General features: G+C 70.4%; 12 protein-coding genes. 6 read left to right on the forward strand and 6 right to left on the reverse strand.

The annotated features are described in order from the left end of the window. Positions 1-61 precede the first annotated feature (61 nt). From ACGFNK_RS17625 to ACGFNK_RS17635, 3 genes are all read right to left on the reverse strand, one after another. Positions 62-2,107: a BTAD domain-containing putative transcriptional regulator gene (locus ACGFNK_RS17625; RefSeq protein WP_393416746.1), complete on the reverse strand. Its 2,046-nt coding sequence runs from the start codon at positions 2,105-2,107 to the stop codon at positions 62-64. Next, complete coding sequence (locus ACGFNK_RS17630) at positions 2,104-4,992, reverse strand: BTAD domain-containing putative transcriptional regulator (RefSeq protein WP_393416748.1); 2,889 nt, start codon at positions 4,990-4,992, stop codon at positions 2,104-2,106. Before ACGFNK_RS17630 ends, ACGFNK_RS17625 begins: the two co-directional genes overlap by 4 nt. A gap of 551 nt (positions 4,993-5,543) precedes the next feature. Next, the gene (locus ACGFNK_RS17635) at positions 5,544-6,707 is read right to left on the reverse strand and encodes an alkaline phosphatase PhoX (RefSeq protein ID WP_393416749.1); all 1,164 of its coding nucleotides are present in this window, start codon (positions 6,705-6,707) and stop codon (positions 5,544-5,546) included. A 384-nt stretch (positions 6,708-7,091) separates the two neighbouring features. On the opposite strand from ACGFNK_RS17635, the gene ACGFNK_RS17640 reads away from it, so the two are divergent. Then, positions 7,092-7,526: a VOC family protein gene (locus ACGFNK_RS17640; RefSeq protein ID WP_393416751.1), complete on the forward strand. Its 435-nt coding sequence runs from the start codon at positions 7,092-7,094 to the stop codon at positions 7,524-7,526. Positions 7,527-7,602: 76 nt separating this feature from the next. Here the strand turns inward: ACGFNK_RS17640 and ACGFNK_RS17645 are convergent, their stop codons facing one another. Beyond that, positions 7,603-8,925, reverse strand: a complete 1,323-nt coding sequence (locus tag ACGFNK_RS17645; protein ID WP_393416753.1) for a hypothetical protein — start codon at positions 8,923-8,925, stop codon at positions 7,603-7,605. 172 nt (positions 8,926-9,097) lie between these two features. Here ACGFNK_RS17645 and ACGFNK_RS17650 point away from each other — a divergent pair, with 172 nt between their 5' ends. From ACGFNK_RS17650 to ACGFNK_RS17670, 5 genes are all read left to right on the forward strand, one after another. Next, positions 9,098-9,418 (forward strand): GYD domain-containing protein, encoded by a 321-nt coding sequence (locus ACGFNK_RS17650; protein ID WP_386336451.1) that lies wholly within the window; start codon positions 9,098-9,100, stop codon positions 9,416-9,418. Between the two features lie 48 nt (positions 9,419-9,466). After that, the gene (locus ACGFNK_RS17655) at positions 9,467-10,213 is read left to right on the forward strand and encodes a PP2C family protein-serine/threonine phosphatase (protein WP_393416755.1); all 747 of its coding nucleotides are present in this window, start codon (positions 9,467-9,469) and stop codon (positions 10,211-10,213) included. A gap of 111 nt (positions 10,214-10,324) precedes the next feature. Next, positions 10,325-10,606 carry a hypothetical protein gene (locus ACGFNK_RS17660; protein ID WP_393416757.1) on the forward strand — a complete coding sequence of 94 codons (282 nt, stop codon included), beginning with the start codon at positions 10,325-10,327 and terminating at the stop codon, positions 10,604-10,606. Further along, a complete protein-coding gene (locus ACGFNK_RS17665) occupies positions 10,594-10,977 on the forward strand; it encodes a hypothetical protein (protein WP_393416759.1) in 384 nt (127 codons plus the stop codon). The genes ACGFNK_RS17660 and ACGFNK_RS17665 overlap by 13 nt, the downstream gene beginning before the upstream one ends. A gap of 366 nt (positions 10,978-11,343) precedes the next feature. Then, positions 11,344-12,894: an MFS transporter gene (locus ACGFNK_RS17670; protein WP_393416761.1), complete on the forward strand. Its 1,551-nt coding sequence runs from the start codon at positions 11,344-11,346 to the stop codon at positions 12,892-12,894. Between the two features lie 64 nt (positions 12,895-12,958). Here ACGFNK_RS17670 and ACGFNK_RS17675 read toward each other — a convergent pair whose 3' ends face one another. Both ACGFNK_RS17675 and ACGFNK_RS17680 read right to left on the reverse strand, forming a co-directional pair. Beyond that, complete coding sequence (locus tag ACGFNK_RS17675; RefSeq protein ID WP_393416763.1) at positions 12,959-15,052, reverse strand: PQQ-dependent sugar dehydrogenase; 2,094 nt, start codon at positions 15,050-15,052, stop codon at positions 12,959-12,961. A 22-nt stretch (positions 15,053-15,074) separates the two neighbouring features. Continuing rightward, on the reverse strand, positions 15,075-16,037 hold the full coding sequence (locus tag ACGFNK_RS17680) for a hypothetical protein (RefSeq protein WP_393416765.1): 963 nt from the start codon (positions 16,035-16,037) through the stop codon (positions 15,075-15,077). Positions 16,038-16,039 lie beyond the last annotated feature (2 nt).

The following is a 16,039-nucleotide window of genomic DNA, read 5'->3' on the forward strand; positions in this document are numbered from 1 at the left end:
GTGTGACGACGAAGTGACAGCGCTTTCGGGCCTTCCCCGGAGTCTGTGCGGGTGCCTCGCCTCAGGCCTCGAGGTCGCCGACGCCGCCGCCGCCGACGTACGACGAGTGGTCGAGCAGCCGCTGCCGTGCGGCCCGGCGCTCCGCCGTGGAGTCGTGCGCCCGGGTGAGTTCGGCGGCGAAGGCGCGCAGCAGGTCGTGCGGGGCGTAGCGGCCCGGCGTGTGCTCGGTGAGCAGGTGGGCGTCGGCGAGTTCGTCGAGGATCCGCCGGGTGCGGCGGGCGGGCAGGCCGGCGAGGGCGGCGGCCCCCTCCACGGCGAGATCCGGGCCGGGGTGAAGGGACAGCAGACGGAACAGCCGTGCGCTCTCGGGCGGCAGACACCGGTAGGAGGCGGTGAAGGCGGCGCGGGCGTCGGCGGCCCCGCCCGGCCCGGCGAAGGCGTCGAGACTCGCCCGGGAGTGCCGCAGTTCGGTGGCGATGGCCGCCAGCGGAAAGTCCGGGCGGCTGACCGCGCGGGCGGCCACGATGGCCAGCGCCAGCGGCAGCCGCCCGCAGCGCGCGATGATCTCGTCGGCCGCCGCGGGCTCGGCGGCCAGGCGTTCGGATCCGGTGCGCAGGGCCAGCGAGGCCCGCGCGTCCGCGGCCGACGGCAGATCGAGGCGCAGCGGAAGGGCACCCGAAGCGATCAGGCTGGGCAGCCCGTTGCGGCTGGTGACCAGTGTCAGACAGCCCGGCGAGGCGGGCAGCAGCGGCCTTACCTGCTCGGTGCCGGCCGCGTCGTCGAGCAGGACGAGCAGCCGTCGGCCGGTCAGCAGACTGCGGTACAGGCCGGCGAGCGCGTCCGTGCTCCCCGGCATGCGGCCGGGCGGCACACCGAGCGCTGCGAGCATCCCGCGCAGCGCCTGAGCGGGGTCCAGGGGCGCCCTGGCGGGGTCGAACCCCCGCAGCTCGACGTAGAGCTGACCGTCCGGGAACCGGTCGGCGACCCGATGCGCCCAGTAGACCGCGAGCGTGGTCTTTCCCATGCCCGCCATTCCGCTGATCAGTACGGTCGCCGGCGCCCTGCCGTCAGCCGACGCGGCGCCGGTGATGCCCCGCAGGGTGCTCAGCTCGTCCCGCCTGCCGGTGAAGACCGCCAGGCCGGGCGGGAGCTGGGCGGGTCGGGCGAACGGGTCGGGTGGGTCGGGCGGCTGATGCGTGGGCGGGACGTGGCGGACCGGCGTGGCGGGGCCGGCGAAGAGGCCCGGCCCGTCGGCGAGCGCAGCGTCGAAGGGCGCCGGCGGTTCGGGCGGCGTCGACTCCTTCGCCCGGTCGGAGGTCACCGGCCGCAGCTCCTGGCGGAGCACCCGGGTGTGCGCCGCGGCCAGTTCGGCGCCGGGTGGGACTCCCAACTCCTCGGCCAGCAGCCGTCGTACGTCCTCGTACGCGGCCAGCGCCTCCGCCTGCAGTCCGGAGGCGGCCAGCGCCATGACGAGCCGGGCGTGCAACGACTCGTCCATGGGGTCGAGTTCGGCGGCCCGGCGAAGCCCTGGCAGGACCTGTTCGCTGCGGCCGCACAGCAGTGCCGCGTCGGCCGACATCCGGGTCGTGTCGACGAGTTCGCGTTCCACCGCGGCGAACAGGGCATGCCGCCGCACCGGCGCGGGGATCCCCATCGCCACCGGACCGCGCCAGCCGCTCAGTGCCTGGGTGAAGTGCAGCAGCGCCACCTCGGGCCGCCCGGTGGCCGCGGCCCTTTTGCCCTCTCGGGTACGGGCGCGGAACCGCAGCAGATCCACCTCGTCCTCGTCCGCCTCCAGCAGATAGCCGGCGGCACGGCGCAGCAGCCGGCGGCCTGGCGCCCGGGGCGGCAGCCCGGGTTCGAGCAGCCGCCGCAGCGAACCGGCGTAACGGCGTACCACGTTCATCGCGCTGGCGGGCGGCCGCTCGGCCCACAGCACGTCGACGATCTCGCTCACCGGCACGGGCCGGCCCGCCTGCACCACGAGCAGGCCCAGCAGGGCCCGCTGCTGAGGAAACCCGAGATCAAGCTCACTCTCCTCCCGGCACACTCGCAGGGGCCCCAGTACCTCGAACCGCATCACTCCAACCCGGGGCAGCGCCGTCATGAGCTGCGCCTCTCACTTTGACCCCGCAGCCGGGCCCGTACGTCGTCGGCGTCGGAGTGGCCGAGGGAGGTGAAGACGGCCAGAGCTCGCTGCCAGGCCCCACGGGCCCTGTCCTCGTCGCCCATCGCGTGATGGGTGTCGCCGATGTGGACGAGAGTGAAGGCCTTCAGATACGGCACGTCCAACTCCTCGTAGAGGGTGAGCGCGTTGCGGTAGCCGAGGAGTGCGTGCGGGTGGCGGCCGAGGTGATGATGGGCGTAGGCGATGCTGTCCCAGGTACCGGCCTGCCCGTACCGGTCGCCGAGTTCCTGGAGCAGGGACAGGGCCTGGAAGCAGTGGCTCAGGGCCTGCCGGTACTCGCCGAGCAACGCGTGGTACCAGCCGACGGAGTTGAGGACGCCTGCCTGCGCGGCCCGGTGGCCGCTGTCCCGGAACAGCTCCAGGGCCAGCTGGTTGTGGCGCAGGGCACCGGCGAGGTCGCCCCGCTGGTCGCACTCCCAGCCGAGGCTGCGGTGGGTGTTGGCCCGCCCGATGCCGTCCCCCAACTCGGTGAACAGCTCCAGGGCGCGGTCGAGTCGGGGCCGGGACCGGTCGTGCAGGCCAAGCCGCCCCTCCGCCCGGGCCAGTCCGCGCAGGCCTCGCGCCTCCCAGACGGGATCGGCAAGGCGCAGCGCGGCGTCGAGCGCGGTGCGCTGGGCGGCGGCCCAGTCGTGCCAGTGGCCGCGCCGGTCGAAGAAGGGTTCCAAGGACCAGGCCAGGAGGCAGGCGAGTTGGTCGTGAGCGGCGTGCGGGACGGGGCTGACGTGCTGTGCGACCGCGTTGATCACGGCGAGCAGCACCGGGTACTCCGCGGTGAGCCAGGTCAGCGCCTGCGCGTCGTCGGAGAGCCGTTCGGCGGTGACTCCCGCCGGGGCCGGCCCCGGCGGCAGCGGGTCGGCCTGCGGCGCGATCAGCAGGCCGGCGGTGTGGGCGGTGTGCAGGTAGTGCGCGTACAGGCGGTCGGTGGCCGCCCGGCGTTCGGTCTCCGGGTGGTGGGCGCGTACGAGTTCGGCGGCATGGGCGCGCAGCAGGTCGTGAAACGCGTACCGCCCGGGCGCGTGCTCGCCCACGAGGTGGACGTCGGCGAGTTCGGCCAGGAGCAACCGCGCTTCCCGTACGGGGAGTTCGGCGAGGGCCGCCGTGGCCGGTACGGAGATGTCCGGGCCGGGGTGCAGGGCGAGCAGCCGGAAGAGGCGGGCCGCCCCGGGCGAGACGGCGCCCAGGGACCAGGAGATGACCGCGCCGACGTTCGCGGAGGTGTCGGTCCGGCTGAAGGCGTCGAGGCTGCCGTGCGCCTCGCGCAGTTCGGCCGCGATGGCCGAGAGCGGGAAGTGCGGATGGGCGGCCGAGCGGACCGCGACACAGGCCAGGGCCAGGGGCAGCCCGCCGCACAGGGCGGTGATCTCGGCCACAGCAAGGGACTCTCCGGCGAGCCGCTCGGCGCCCAGCCGGCGGGCGAGGAATGCCCACGCCTCCTCGGCGTCGAGCGGACGCAGGGTCAGCGAATGGGCCCCGTGCGCGGACACCAGCCCGGACAGCTGATGGCGACTGGTGACGATGGTGAGGCAGCCGGGCGTGCCGGGCAGCAGCGGCCGTACCTGATCGGTGTCGCGCGCGTTGTCCAGCAGCACGAGGAACCGCCGTCCGGCCAGCAGACTCCGGTAGAGCGCCGCCTGCGCGTCCACCCCGTGCGGGACGCGCTCGGGCGGCACGCCCAGCGCGTCCAGGAAGGCGCGGACGGCCTCGCCCGCGCTCGTGACCGCGCCCGACGAGTCGAAGCCCCGGAGATTGACATAGAGCTGCCCGTCGGGGAACCGGTCGGCGACGCGATGGGCCCAGTGCACGGCGAGCGTGGTCTTGCCGATGCCGGCCATGCCGCCGAGGGCGGTGATGACGACGGTGCCGGCGGATCGCTGTTTCCGTTGCTCGTCGTGGTCGCTCACCGGAAGCGCCAGTACCTCGTCCAGTTCGGTACGGCGGCCGGTGAACGTCAGGAGGTCGTGGGGGAGTTGGGCGGGCGCCGGTAAGGAGGCCGTAGCGGGAGCAGGAGCGGGGGTGTCCGGGGCGGTGGCTGTGGGGGGTGTCTCGAGCAGTACCACGCGGTGGGCGTCACGCAGTTCGGGCCCCGGGTCGATGCCCAACTCGTCGGCGAGCAGGGTGCAGGTGGTCTGATACGTGGTCAGCGCCTCGGGCCGCCGCCCGGTGGCCGCCAGGGCGAGGATCAGCCTGGCCTGCAGCGGCTCGTCCAACGGGTGGCCTTCGGCGGCTTCCTGGAGTTCGGCCAGGACCGCGTCCGGCACACCGGCGCGCAGCGCCGCGCCGGCCGCCTCCCGCACGGCGGCCACACGCTCGCGGTCGACCGAACCGAACCCCGCCCGCTCACGGACCTCCGCCGGGATCCCGGCGGCGACCGGCCCCTGCCACAAGGCCAGCGCCTCGGTGAGGAGTTCGACGGCTCGCATGGGCGACTCGTCCGCCACGGCTTGCCGAGCCGCGTCCCGGAGCCCGCGGAAGCGCAGGAGATCCAGCGAGTCTCCGTCGGTCGCCAGCCGATAGCCGCCCGCCTCCCGCATCAGCCAGCGGCCGACCACACGGGTGGGCAACCCCGGCTCCAACAGTCGCCGCAGCGAGCCGACATGACGGCGAATCACATTGACCGCATGGTCCGGCGGGCGTCGGCCCCACACCACATCGACGATCTCGTTCACGGAGACCGGTCGGTCGGCCCGCACCAACAGCAGTGCCAGCAGCGCCCGTTCCTGGGGACGCCCCAGCGTCAGCTCCACCCCCGCCTGCCGAACCCGGACCGGCCCCAGAACCGCGAACCGCACCGGCTCCAGCGCCAATTCGACCCCCTCTGATCTCGTACCCCTGGCTATGACTTTACGTGACGTGAGGGGCTGGCAACTGCTCGTCGAGGAGCGCACACAAGGTCGGTTTAGCTCGATTGGGTGATGATCGGCCCGGCTTGCGGCGCCCTGGGCCATCCGGGTTAACGTGATCGCGCGATCTGGGACGCCGGATACGGCGCCAGCGTGCAGGGCCCCCGCTCCACCAGAGAGATGGTTCGGGGCCTCCCCGTCGCCACTGGCCGTACCCACCTGGCCAGGTCGCACAGGGAACCGGCCTCCCGGGTCCGGACCACGCACAGGATGCGTGTCGCCGCCCCGGGGCTGAGTACGCCGGGGACCAGTGCGCCCAAGACCGTTCGGGGCGTGCGGCTGAGTCGGGCTCACTCTTGCTCAGTCCCCAGGAACGGTAACCCAGGGTCACAGGTGGATCTTGGGTGCTAGGTGTCCGGCAGCGCGTACCGGATCTCTCCTTGGTGCCTCAGGGGCAGGCCGGTGACGGTTGGGGCGGTGCCTTCTGCACGCCGCCCCAACCGCTAAAGGCGCTGTCAGGCGGTGGTACGGAACGGGCCGGTCACCTCGTAGGTGATACCGCCGGAGGAGCTGCCGCTCGTACCGCGCTGGCTGGAGAAGTACAGCCGCTTTCCGTCGGGCGAGAAGGCCGGGCCGCAGATCTCCGAGCTGGACTGGCCGGTGATCCGCAGGAAGGGGGCCACGATGTCGTCGGGGGTGATGATGCAGATCTCCATGTTGCCGCCGTCCTCGGCGACGAACAGGTCGCCCGAGGAACTGCCGGTGACGTTGTCCACGCCCGTCAGCGGCGCGGTGCCGTTGGTGACCAGGCTGTCGTCGTAGGCCAGTTCGTAGGTGCTGTTGAGCAGGTTGAGCTGCCAGACGCGGTTGTCGCCCTTGGTGGTGAACCAGACGGTGTCGCTCGCGTAGTGGCAGCCTTCGCCGCCGTTGAACCGCTTGGCGCCGGAGACCTGGTCGCGCGTCACGGTCGGCGAGCCGTCCCGGTCGGGCACGTTCGCCCAGGTGAAGGAGCCGGAGGTGCCGGTGCCGGCCTTCAGCACCTGGAGGGTGCCGGAGGACAGGTTGCCCCAGGTGCTCGGGATGAACCGGTAGAAGCAGCCGTTGGACTCGTCCTCGGTCAGGTAGATGACCTTGCGGACCGGGTCGGCTGCGGCGGCCTCGTGCTTGAACTTGCCCATCGCGTCGCGGCGGACCGCGGCATTCACGCCCTTCGGGTCGGTCTCGTAGACGAAGCCGAGGGACACCTCCTCGCAGGACAGCCAGGTGCCCCACGGGGTGGCGCCGCCCGCGCAGTTGTTGCGGGTGTTCGACAGGATGCGTCGGGCTCCGGTGATGGCGCCCGAGGAGTTGAAGGAGATCGAGCCGGCGCCACCGGGGGTGACCTCCGAGTTGGAGACGTAGATCCAGCCCGTGCCGTCGGCGAAGCAGGCGCCGCCATCGGGGGCGTTGTGCCAGGTGTACGAAGTGCCGGGGACGGTCTGGCTGGAGCGGGCGATGACTCTGCTGGTGAAGCCCGCCGGCAGCATGATCCCGTTGGCGTTGGCGGCCAGCAGACCGCCGTACGGGCTGGTGCCGTTCTGGGCGGGGGCCGCGTAAGCGGCGCCGCGCATGAGGGTGCCGCCGAAGACGGCGGCCGAGGTGCCGATCACGGCACCGCGCAGGAAGTTGCGACGTTCCACAGCTACTCCTTCGTCAAAGAAGAGCGAACGATGGTTCGTTGAGCGCCGCCGACTGGTCACCGGGACAGTAGGGCCCCTGGCGGGGGACGGTAAGGATCCTTTGGACCAACTCTTCCTGGCCAACTGGTGGGCAGATGCCGCGCAGAAACGATCAGTCCGCCACCAAATGAACGAGCAGGGAATCCTCCCGGACCAACTGATGGAGATCTTTTCGGGGAAGTGCCCAGGGAGCCGTCGGCCGTCCGAAGAGCGGTGTCAGCCGACCGAAAACCGCTCGACGCGGCCGGAGAAGGGTGCCTACGATCTCTGGCGCGGCATCGCGTGTCGGTCACCGGCCGGGTGAGGCATGGAGGTGCCGCGAGATGCCCGTGGAGGCATTGACCAGTGTCAGTCGAGTTCAACCACACCATCGTTCTCACCCGTGACCGGGAGAAGTCCGCTCATTTCCTGGCCGAGATCCTGGGCCTTGAGGTCGGTGAGCCGGCCGGGATGTTCCTGCCGGTGACGACCGCCAACGGCGTCACGCTGGACTTCGCGACAGTCGACATCGACATCCCCATGCAGCACTACGCGTTCCTCGTCTCCGAGGAGGAGTTCGACCAGGTGCTCGGGCGCCTCGTGGCGGCGGAGGTTCCGATCCAGGGCGACCCGCAAGGCAAGCACCCGCGCCGGATCAACCGCAACGACGGCGGGCGGGGCGTGTACTTCCCGGATCCGGCCGGACACGGCCTGGAGGTCATCACCCGCCCGTACGGCAGTGATCCGTCCTCTGAACTGAACGGCGTCACGGAAGAGGTGCCGGGAGCCGTCGGCGGCTGACCGCCGCGCGGCTGGATGACATCGTGCGGGCGCGGTCCGTGCCGGACCGTGCCCGCACGACGCGGTGTCGGCGGCGTCAGGCCTGCGTGAAGGAGGGGACGAAAGGCGTGCAGACGGCATGGTGGCCCAGGTGCACCTTGCGGCTGGTGTTGACGAACGTGGTGTGGCCGCCCAGGAGTTCGCTGCCGTGCCCCTCTCGGGCGTAGATCGGGGTCAGGCGAATACGCGCCCTCGGCAGTAGGCACAGCTGCCTGCTGTGGGGGTGGAGGAACTCGACATCGAACCGGTCGCTTTCGACCAGGTCACCGAGCACGAAACGGGAGCCGGTGGCATCGGGGCGACCCGGGATCTGGCCGGCAGCGGCTGCGTCCAGCGCGCTGCGCCAGCGGCCGGCCGAGTGGTCGCCGAAGAAGACCCCCCGGCTTCCCCAGGTGAACTCCGAGGCGTCGGAGTCGATCACCTTCAGCACTTTCTCGCGGCCGCACGCCTTGAACTGCTCGACAAGCGCCGGATCGGGCCTGGCCGGCAGCACCTGCGACCGCGGGACGCATGTGCGGAGCACGGTCATGGTCTGTGCACCGAGCCGCCCGGCGATCGCGGACTCCAGGGCAGGGTCCCAGACCAGTGAGAGCAGGGCCTTGGTGCCGAAGCCGTGGAACAGCGGGTTGATCAGCCGCTCCGCCGCCGCGAAGATCTCCCGGCGGAGTCGCTCCCCGTACTGCCGCAGCTCCTTGACGTAGCAGAAACGCCAGCCCCTGCGCCCGTCGTCACGGAAGCGGGAGAAGAACTCCACATCCACCGGGCGGCCGAACTGCTCCCGCATGCGGCGGGCGGCGAGTTCGTTCTCCGCCCGGTACGTCGGGTACTGGTCGTCCATCCAGATCCGCTCGATTCCGCGCCGGTGGAAGGCCCGGAACAGCTCGCCGGCACCTACGCCGTACGCCCGCTCGAGGGCGTGCATCTTTCCGACGTTGCCGAAGGCCTCCTCGATCTCCGTCACCCGCGGCACGCTCCGGCTCACGACGACATCGAGCCGGAACAACTCGATGCGACGGTCCAGGTCGCGACCGCGCAGATCCTCGGGCACACCGATGTCCAGAGCGGCCCGGACGTGTGGATCCCCCTCCGCGTACAGGTCCTGCGCCGTGTCGCACAGCGCGAAGACGGCCGCCCCCAGCCGCTCGAGTTGCCGTGTCAGATCCGGCCCGAGCGGAAAGGGGCGCGCGGCAACGAGCCAGGGAGCCCGCTCCGGATCGGATCCGCCGTACCGCACCTTCAGCGCGACGAGCGCGCCCTCGGCGTGCAGCGCCGCTCCGAGCCGGTCGGGGTCCTGCGCGGCAGGCACGTACACGACACCGGCCAGATCGCGCCGCAGCTCCGCCCGCGGGAAGGCCTTCACACAAGAACCCTAAGTCCATCGGCGTGACCTGGGCCACGGCAGCAGGAGCCTCGGTCGGGCGGCAGTAAGCCGTATGGCGGCCCTTCCGGCGACGGAGGGCGCACCACGCAAGGAGGATGTGGAGGAAACATAATCAACAGGATGTACCGGACGTAAGTGAAAGGCCGATCCGATGTCGAAATACCTCTTCAAGGTCAAGTTGGCCGTCGATGGACTGCAGGGCCTGCTCAAGGAGGGCGGTACTGCGCGTCGCGAGGTCGTCGATCGCATGGTTCAGAGCCTCGGGGGCCGGATCGAGTCGATGTACTGGGCCTTCGGCGACGAAGACGTCTACCTCACCGTGGACCTGCCCAGCAACGTCTCTGCCGCGGCCATGGGTCTGGTCGCGTCGGCGGCCGGTGGCGTACGCACGAGCACGGTCGTCCTGCTGTCGCCCGACGAGATCGACGAGGCGGTCCGTCAGAAAGTCGAGTACCGCGCGCCTGGTGCGTGACGCACCGTTCCTCGAAGCGACCATGGCCAATGAAGGCGGTGGCATGCGGTGCCGCACGTCGTTGTGAGCGCGTTGAGCCATCCCGGGCTGATCCGCGACCGGAACGAGGACAGCCTTGTCGTCGGCCCGTGGACGCTGCCCTGCACCGTGACGGAAAATCCGCAGACGCTGGTGTTCGCGCTGGGTACACCACTGGTCGTAGCGGTCGCCGACGGCATGGGCGGGCATCCCGGGGGCGAGGTGGCGAGTGCTCTCGTCACCCACCGACTCGCGGTGACAGGCTCTGTCCTGAACAGCGAGGACGCCGTCCGTGATGAGCTGCGCACGTGCAATCGTGAGATCTACGAAGCGGCAGGCGTCCACGGCGACGATCTCGCCACCATGGGCACAACCGTCGCAGGTGTGGTCGTGATGCCCGAATCGCTGCTGGCGTTCAACGTGGGCGACAGCCGGGTCTTCGCCGCCCCGCAGGACGGACTGCGCCAGGTGAGCGTGGACGACAACCCGCCGCTCGAACCGGGGCAGCGCACCACCTCCCGGCTGACACAGTCGCTCGGCGGCGCCCTGAGGTACCGCGAAGTCACCCCTCACCTGACGACCTCGCGCCTGGCGCCAGGCGACCGGTATCTCATCTGCACCGACGGACTGACCGACCCACTGCCGGACAACGTCCTCGACGGCCTGCTGCGGGAGTACGACGACGTCCGGGCCGTCTTCGAGCTGTGGAAGGCCGCCATCGAGGCAGGCGGCCCCGACAACATCACGCTCGCCCTCGTACGCGTCTCGGACGATTAGCCGTTCCACGCATCACGCTCGCGGAGACCCACCAGACCAACAGGGGAACCGGACCAGGCCACGCGCTGTCTTCAGAGACACCATCCGACTTGCCGGTACGGGGGACTTCTGATGAGGCGTGTACGAGCATCGGTCTGGGCCGCGGCCCTGGCGCTGACTGCGGGAAGCCTTCTTGTGGGCTGTTCTCAGGACGACGACAAGCGTGGCATGGGCGACGCCCCGGTGCAGGGCCGCAAGGGTGACGACAGCCCTGCCGAGGTGTACAACATGCCGGACGGCTTCGGGAATCTCGCCACCAAGTGCGTGGGGCACGGCTTCCGCGCGTATGTCACGACGAACGCCGGCGCTCCGTCCAACGTCCAGATCGTCGAGGACAAAACATGCGCGGGCTGAGCATGACGGCAGGGCCGCAGTCGGGGAAGCGCCGCCTGCGGCCTGTGCAGCGCCGCCTGCGGCCAACGCAAGCGGGGGTCGCCACCTGCGGTGCGCTGCTGCTTGCCGTCCTGCTCACCGGCTGCTCCCAGGAGTACGACGACAAGCGTGGCAAGGGCGACGCCCCGGTGAAGGGAAAGGCGGGCGAGGACACCGCGGCGGAGGTCTACAACTTCCCGGACGGTTTCGGAAACCTCGCCACGAAGTGTGTCGGGGACGGCAAGCGGGGCTACGCCACCACAAGGTTCGAGCAGGCGGAGGACAGCGAAGACGTCGTGATCATTCCGGCGAACGCGGTGATCGTCGACGACCCGGAATGCTCGGCACCGTGACGGAACCGCTGTCCCGCGGCAGCGAGCCGGACGGTTTGGATTCACAGGTCGGCGTCGGCCCGGCCGCCGGCCGTGAAGGGCGCGTGCGACCTGAGCCGGTCCAGTGGCCTCAAGTCTTCGGAGCGCAACCTGAGTTGGGTGAAGGGCGAGACGGCAGCCGACCTGAAACCCATGGCCAGGGACGACAGCCAACGGTCCCTGACAAACGGACTCACTTGAGAATCACGTGGGCGGCCGTGCGGCCATGACGTTGATCGAGTGGTGACGCCCCCGCCACGGGCGTACCGTCGAACGGTGGAAGCAGGAGTGGACGGAACCGCTCGCTGATCCCTCGCGAGGGTTCGACCTCCGGGGGTGCGACACGCCATGACCAGCAGCCCGCAGCCGGCCTCTTCAGCGCAGGCCACCACCAAGGAACCCGGCGGTGGCGGAAACGCGATGGCTCTGCTGGTCATCGCCTCGTGTCAGCTGATGGTGGTCCTGGACATCACCATCGTGAACATCGCGCTGCCACACATTCAGCGCTCTCTGGAGTTCTCCACCACCAGCCTGTCCTGGGTGGTCAACGCGTACACGCTCACCTTCGGCGGGCTGCTGCTGCTCGGCGGCCGGACCGGTGACATCCTCGGCAGGCGGCGCGTCTTCATCTTCGGCGTGCTGCTCTTCGTGCTCGCCTCGCTGCTCGGCGGGCTCGCGCAGAACGCCGGCCAACTCCTCGCCGCGCGCGCCCTCCAGGGCGTCGGTGGTGCCATCGCGTCCCCGACCGCCCTCTCCCTGGTCAGTACGACCTTCCGCGAAGGCCCCGAACGCAACCGGGCATTCGGGGTGTTCGCCGCGGTCTCGGCGGGCGGCGGAGCCATCGGCCTGCTCGCGGGCGGACTTCTCGTCGAGTGGCTGAACTGGCGGTGGGTGCTCTTCGTCAACGTCCCGATCGGGCTGCTCATCGCCCTCGCCATACCCCGCTGGATCAGGGAGTCCGAACGCCACCCCGGCCACTTCGACATCGCCGGCGCGCTGACCTCCACCGTGGGCATGGTGCTGCTGGTCTACGGATTCATCAGGGCCGCACAGGACGGCTGGCGGGACGGGCTCACGGTGGCCTCGTTCGCGGCGGCCGTCGTCATCCTCACGGTGTTCATCCTGATCGAGAGGCAATCCAGACAGCCGATCACGCCCCTGCACATGTTCGCCGACCGTAACCGCGCGGGCACCTACGGAATGATGCTGTGCCTGGCCGCCGCGATCTTCGGCATGTTCTTCTTCCTCACGCTCTTCACGCAGAACGTGCTGGGCTTCAGCCCGCTGCAGACCGGTCTCGCCTTCCTGCCGGTCAGCGCGGTCATCGCGATCGGCGCCGGGCTGGCCTCGCGGTTCCTGCCCAGATACGGCCCCAAGCCCTTCATGGTCGTGGGCGGGATCCTGGCGGCGGCGGGCCTTGCGTGGCTGACTCTGACCGACGTCCACTCCACCTACGCGGGCAGCGTCCTCGGCCCGATCCTGGTCTTCAGCCTGGGGATGGGCATGGAGTTCGTCTCGCTCACCCTCATGGCGCTCTCCAACGTCGCCACGCACGAGACCGGCGCCGCCTCCGGACTCCTCAACGCCACCCAGCAGGTCGGCGGCTCGCTGGGCCTGTCCATCCTGGTCACGATGTTCGGGACGGCCAGCCGCAACGAGGCGGACAAGCAGGTTCCGCGCTTCCTGGAGCAGGCGACCCCGGCCGAGCGCCTGCGGTTCGAGCGCACCGGGGACCTCCCGCCGCCCTGGGCCGACGAGGTCCTCACCGCCGGCGTCTCGGCCGCCTTCATCATGGCGGCGATCTTCGCCGTGCTCGCCGCACTGATCGCCGTCGTGGTCATCCAGGTCCGCCCCTCCGACCTGGAACGCCTGGGCGGGAAGGGCCTCGGCCCGGTCTGAGACCGAGGCCCCTCATCCCTCAACGGCAGGAGACTCAGCGGTACGAGACTCAGCGGTACGAGGGTCAGCGGTACGAGACCTTCAGGTCGCGAAGCCTCCCGATGTTGTCGAACGATCCGAAGCCCACCCTGCCGGAGGCGAGCGTGGAGTCGACGGCGGTCATCAGCGGACGTTTCGAGCCGTCGACGTATACCGCGATCTCACCGCTGCTCGCGCAGCGCACCACCCGCACCTTGTGCCAGTCGCTGTCGGTGATGGCCGGTGGGGCGCCCGTCCTGCCGTTCCACTGGTCCTCGATCCGGAGCCGGTCGGTGTCGTTGACCACGAAGATGCCGTTGTGCGGATAGATGGTGTTGTCCGTCGACAGATGGGCGTAGGCGAACTTCGTGTCCGACTGGTAGTCGAAGACGATGATCACGTCCCGGTTGGTGACCTCGACGGGGGTGTCGATCCGCACCTCGGCGTCGATCCGTACGGAGCCCAGAGCCGCCGGGCCCGCGGTCAGTACGGCGTACTCGAAGGGGCGGCGCGGGCCGGGCCGCTGGACCCCGGGCTCGGCGAGGACGGCCTCGTGGCCCGGGAACCGCCACTTCGACGGGGTGACAGGAGCCCAGTTCCGTCCGGCCATGACATGGCGAAGCGAGGAGCCGCCCGTGTCGCAGGAGGCGAACATCCGGGTCCCGGTGACCTTCCAGATCTTGCCGTTGGCCTTGGAGAGCAGATACAGCTCACCGTCCGCGTCCTGTCCGAAGCGCAGGTCCACCCGGGTGTCCCCGGCCAGGTCCCGCATGGTGACGCGCTTGCCGCTCGCGTCGTACAGCATCAGGTCGTAGAGCTGGGCCAGTTCCTTCTCCCCGCGCCGCATGTCCAAGGCGTCGGCGAAGAGCAGACGGCCGTCGACGATGTCCCCGAAGACGTACTTGCCGCGCAGCTCGGGCAGGTCGTGGCCGCGGTAGACGAAGCCGCCCACGATGGCGCGGCCCACGTCGGAGGTGCAGTTCCAGTCGGCGGGCGGGTCGTGGTCGTAGGCGGCGACGGGATAGGTGTAGCCGTACTTCTCGTCGTCCTCGGGGAGCGGAAGCATCTGGTCGCAGGGGTCGGCGGCCGTCTTGTCGAAGACGAACGCGCCTTCGCGTTCGCTCCAGCCCAAGTTGTCGCCCGCGCGCACCTCGTAGACGGATTCGACGGCGTGCTGTCCGATGTGACCGAGATACATGCGCCGGCTGCCACCGGTGTCCCAGCTGAAGCGGTGCGGGTCGCGCATGCCGTACGCGTAGATCTCGCCCAGTGCGCCGGGGGTGCGGGTGAACGGGTTCCGCGCCGGGATGCCGTACTTGCCGTTGGCGCTGTTCGTGCCGCGTGGGTCGATGCGCAGGATCTTGCCGTGGGGGAGGGAGAGGTCCTGCGGCTCGGTGTTCCTGACGCCTTGGCCGCCGTCGCCGACGGCGACATGGAGGAGTCCGTAATCGGGGTTGTGGGGCCGGACGTTGGGATTGAAGTCGATCTGCTGGATGCCGTGGATCGTGCCCGCGAAGCCGATGCGCAGGATTTCGCGACGGCTGCCCTGGAAGGTGTCGGCCGAGGGGTCGTCTGCGGTCCACTCGGTGATGATGCCGTGGTAGTTGGTCGCCGCCTGCTGCCGGAAGTCGGGTACGGCGGTGGTGGCGGAGGCCAGTTCGGTGTGGACGGTGTAGAAGCGGCCGTTGCGCTTGAAGCCGGGGTCGAAGGTCACGAACCCGAAGCCCTGGCCGAGGCCACGGCTGGCGAAGAACGCGGGGCCGAAGGTGGCCGCGATGTCGAGATAGACCTGCGGGCTGCCGCCGTCCTCGACGAGATACAGCTTGCCGTTGAGGTCGGGGACGGCCATCCGGCCCGAACCGTCGGGGAGTTCGCTCAAGTAGTTGATGCGGGCCTGCCGTACCAGCCGTGGATCGGTGACCGGGCCGGGCGGCGGCTCGGTCTTCGGGAAGGAGGCGTACTCCTCGACGGTCAGCCCGATGCCGGAAGTGGCGGGCCGCTCGGGGATGGGGTCGGTGATGGGCTCGGCCGCGGCGTGCGCCGTGCCGGGCAGGATGACGAGGGCCGACAGCAGTAGGGAGAGGACGAGGAGAGGGGCCAGTACGAGAGGTCTCGGTCTGACGCCGGTGGATGTGGTCATCGGTATCACTCCTTTGGTGCGCTCAGCGCCGGCCGGAGTTCGACAGGTGGTACTGAGCCCGTATCCGGTCGCCGTCCACGGCACGGTCGAGGAACATCAAGCTGTCCATGCGGCAGTCGCAGGGATTGCGTTCGCCGGTGTTCTGCGGAAAGCTGCCGCCGATCTTGATGCCGCGGGGATCGGTCGGTGAGGCACGGTGCGGCCCGGGTCCCGAGAGGTCCCAGGGGTCGCCGGGGACGGTGTAGAAACCGTCCAGCCGCTGCCCGTTGCGGTAGAGCGCCATGGCTCCGGTGTCGAAGTCGAAGGTCGCGGCGAGGAACACCCACTCACCGTCCGGCAGCAGGGTCCGCCAGTCCCCGGACGCGGCGAAGGTCTGGGAGCTCGCCCCGTCGATGCGCCGGCCGAGGGCGACCAGCCGCAGTTCGCCGTTCACCTCGATGATCTCCAGCAGGCCGCGGACCGCGTGACCGTCGGAGTCCCCGGACAGCACGCCTGCCAGGCCGACGGCGCTGTAGTGGTCGTCCGGGGCGGCCGTGTTGCTGTTCCGGCCCGGGTTCGGACCGGTCGACTTGAACCAGCCCATGACGGTGATCCCCTTGGCGGCGTTGAAGGCCCGCAGGCTCGGCACACCCGAGGCCCCGTACACGCCCGCCTTCCAGTCGTCGTTGCCGGCCGCATCCGGGTTCACCTGCCGCACCTGGAGCGAGATCCGGCTGCCCCGGTGCGCCCCGTCCCGCGTGCGCATCGCCGCACCGCCGCCCACCAGGTCGATGTCCGTGCGCGAGAAACCCTGGTCCCGCTCCTTCGCCGGGTTGCCGCGCACCGGGTGCTCGAAGTCGTAGTACGCCGCCAAGTGCGGGCGCAGAGAAGGGTGTACGGCACCGCGGTCCACCTGGGCTTCGGCAGGTGCCGCGGCCAGAGCGGTCAGGGTCGTCAGGAAGGCGGCGAGAGCCACCGCCGTGTTCCGCCTGCGTTGCGTGAACATCC

The sequence above is a fragment of the Streptomyces sp. NPDC048825 genome, assembly GCF_043198355.1.
GTDB classification, from domain to species: domain Bacteria; phylum Actinomycetota; class Actinomycetes; order Streptomycetales; family Streptomycetaceae; genus Streptomyces; species Streptomyces xiangluensis.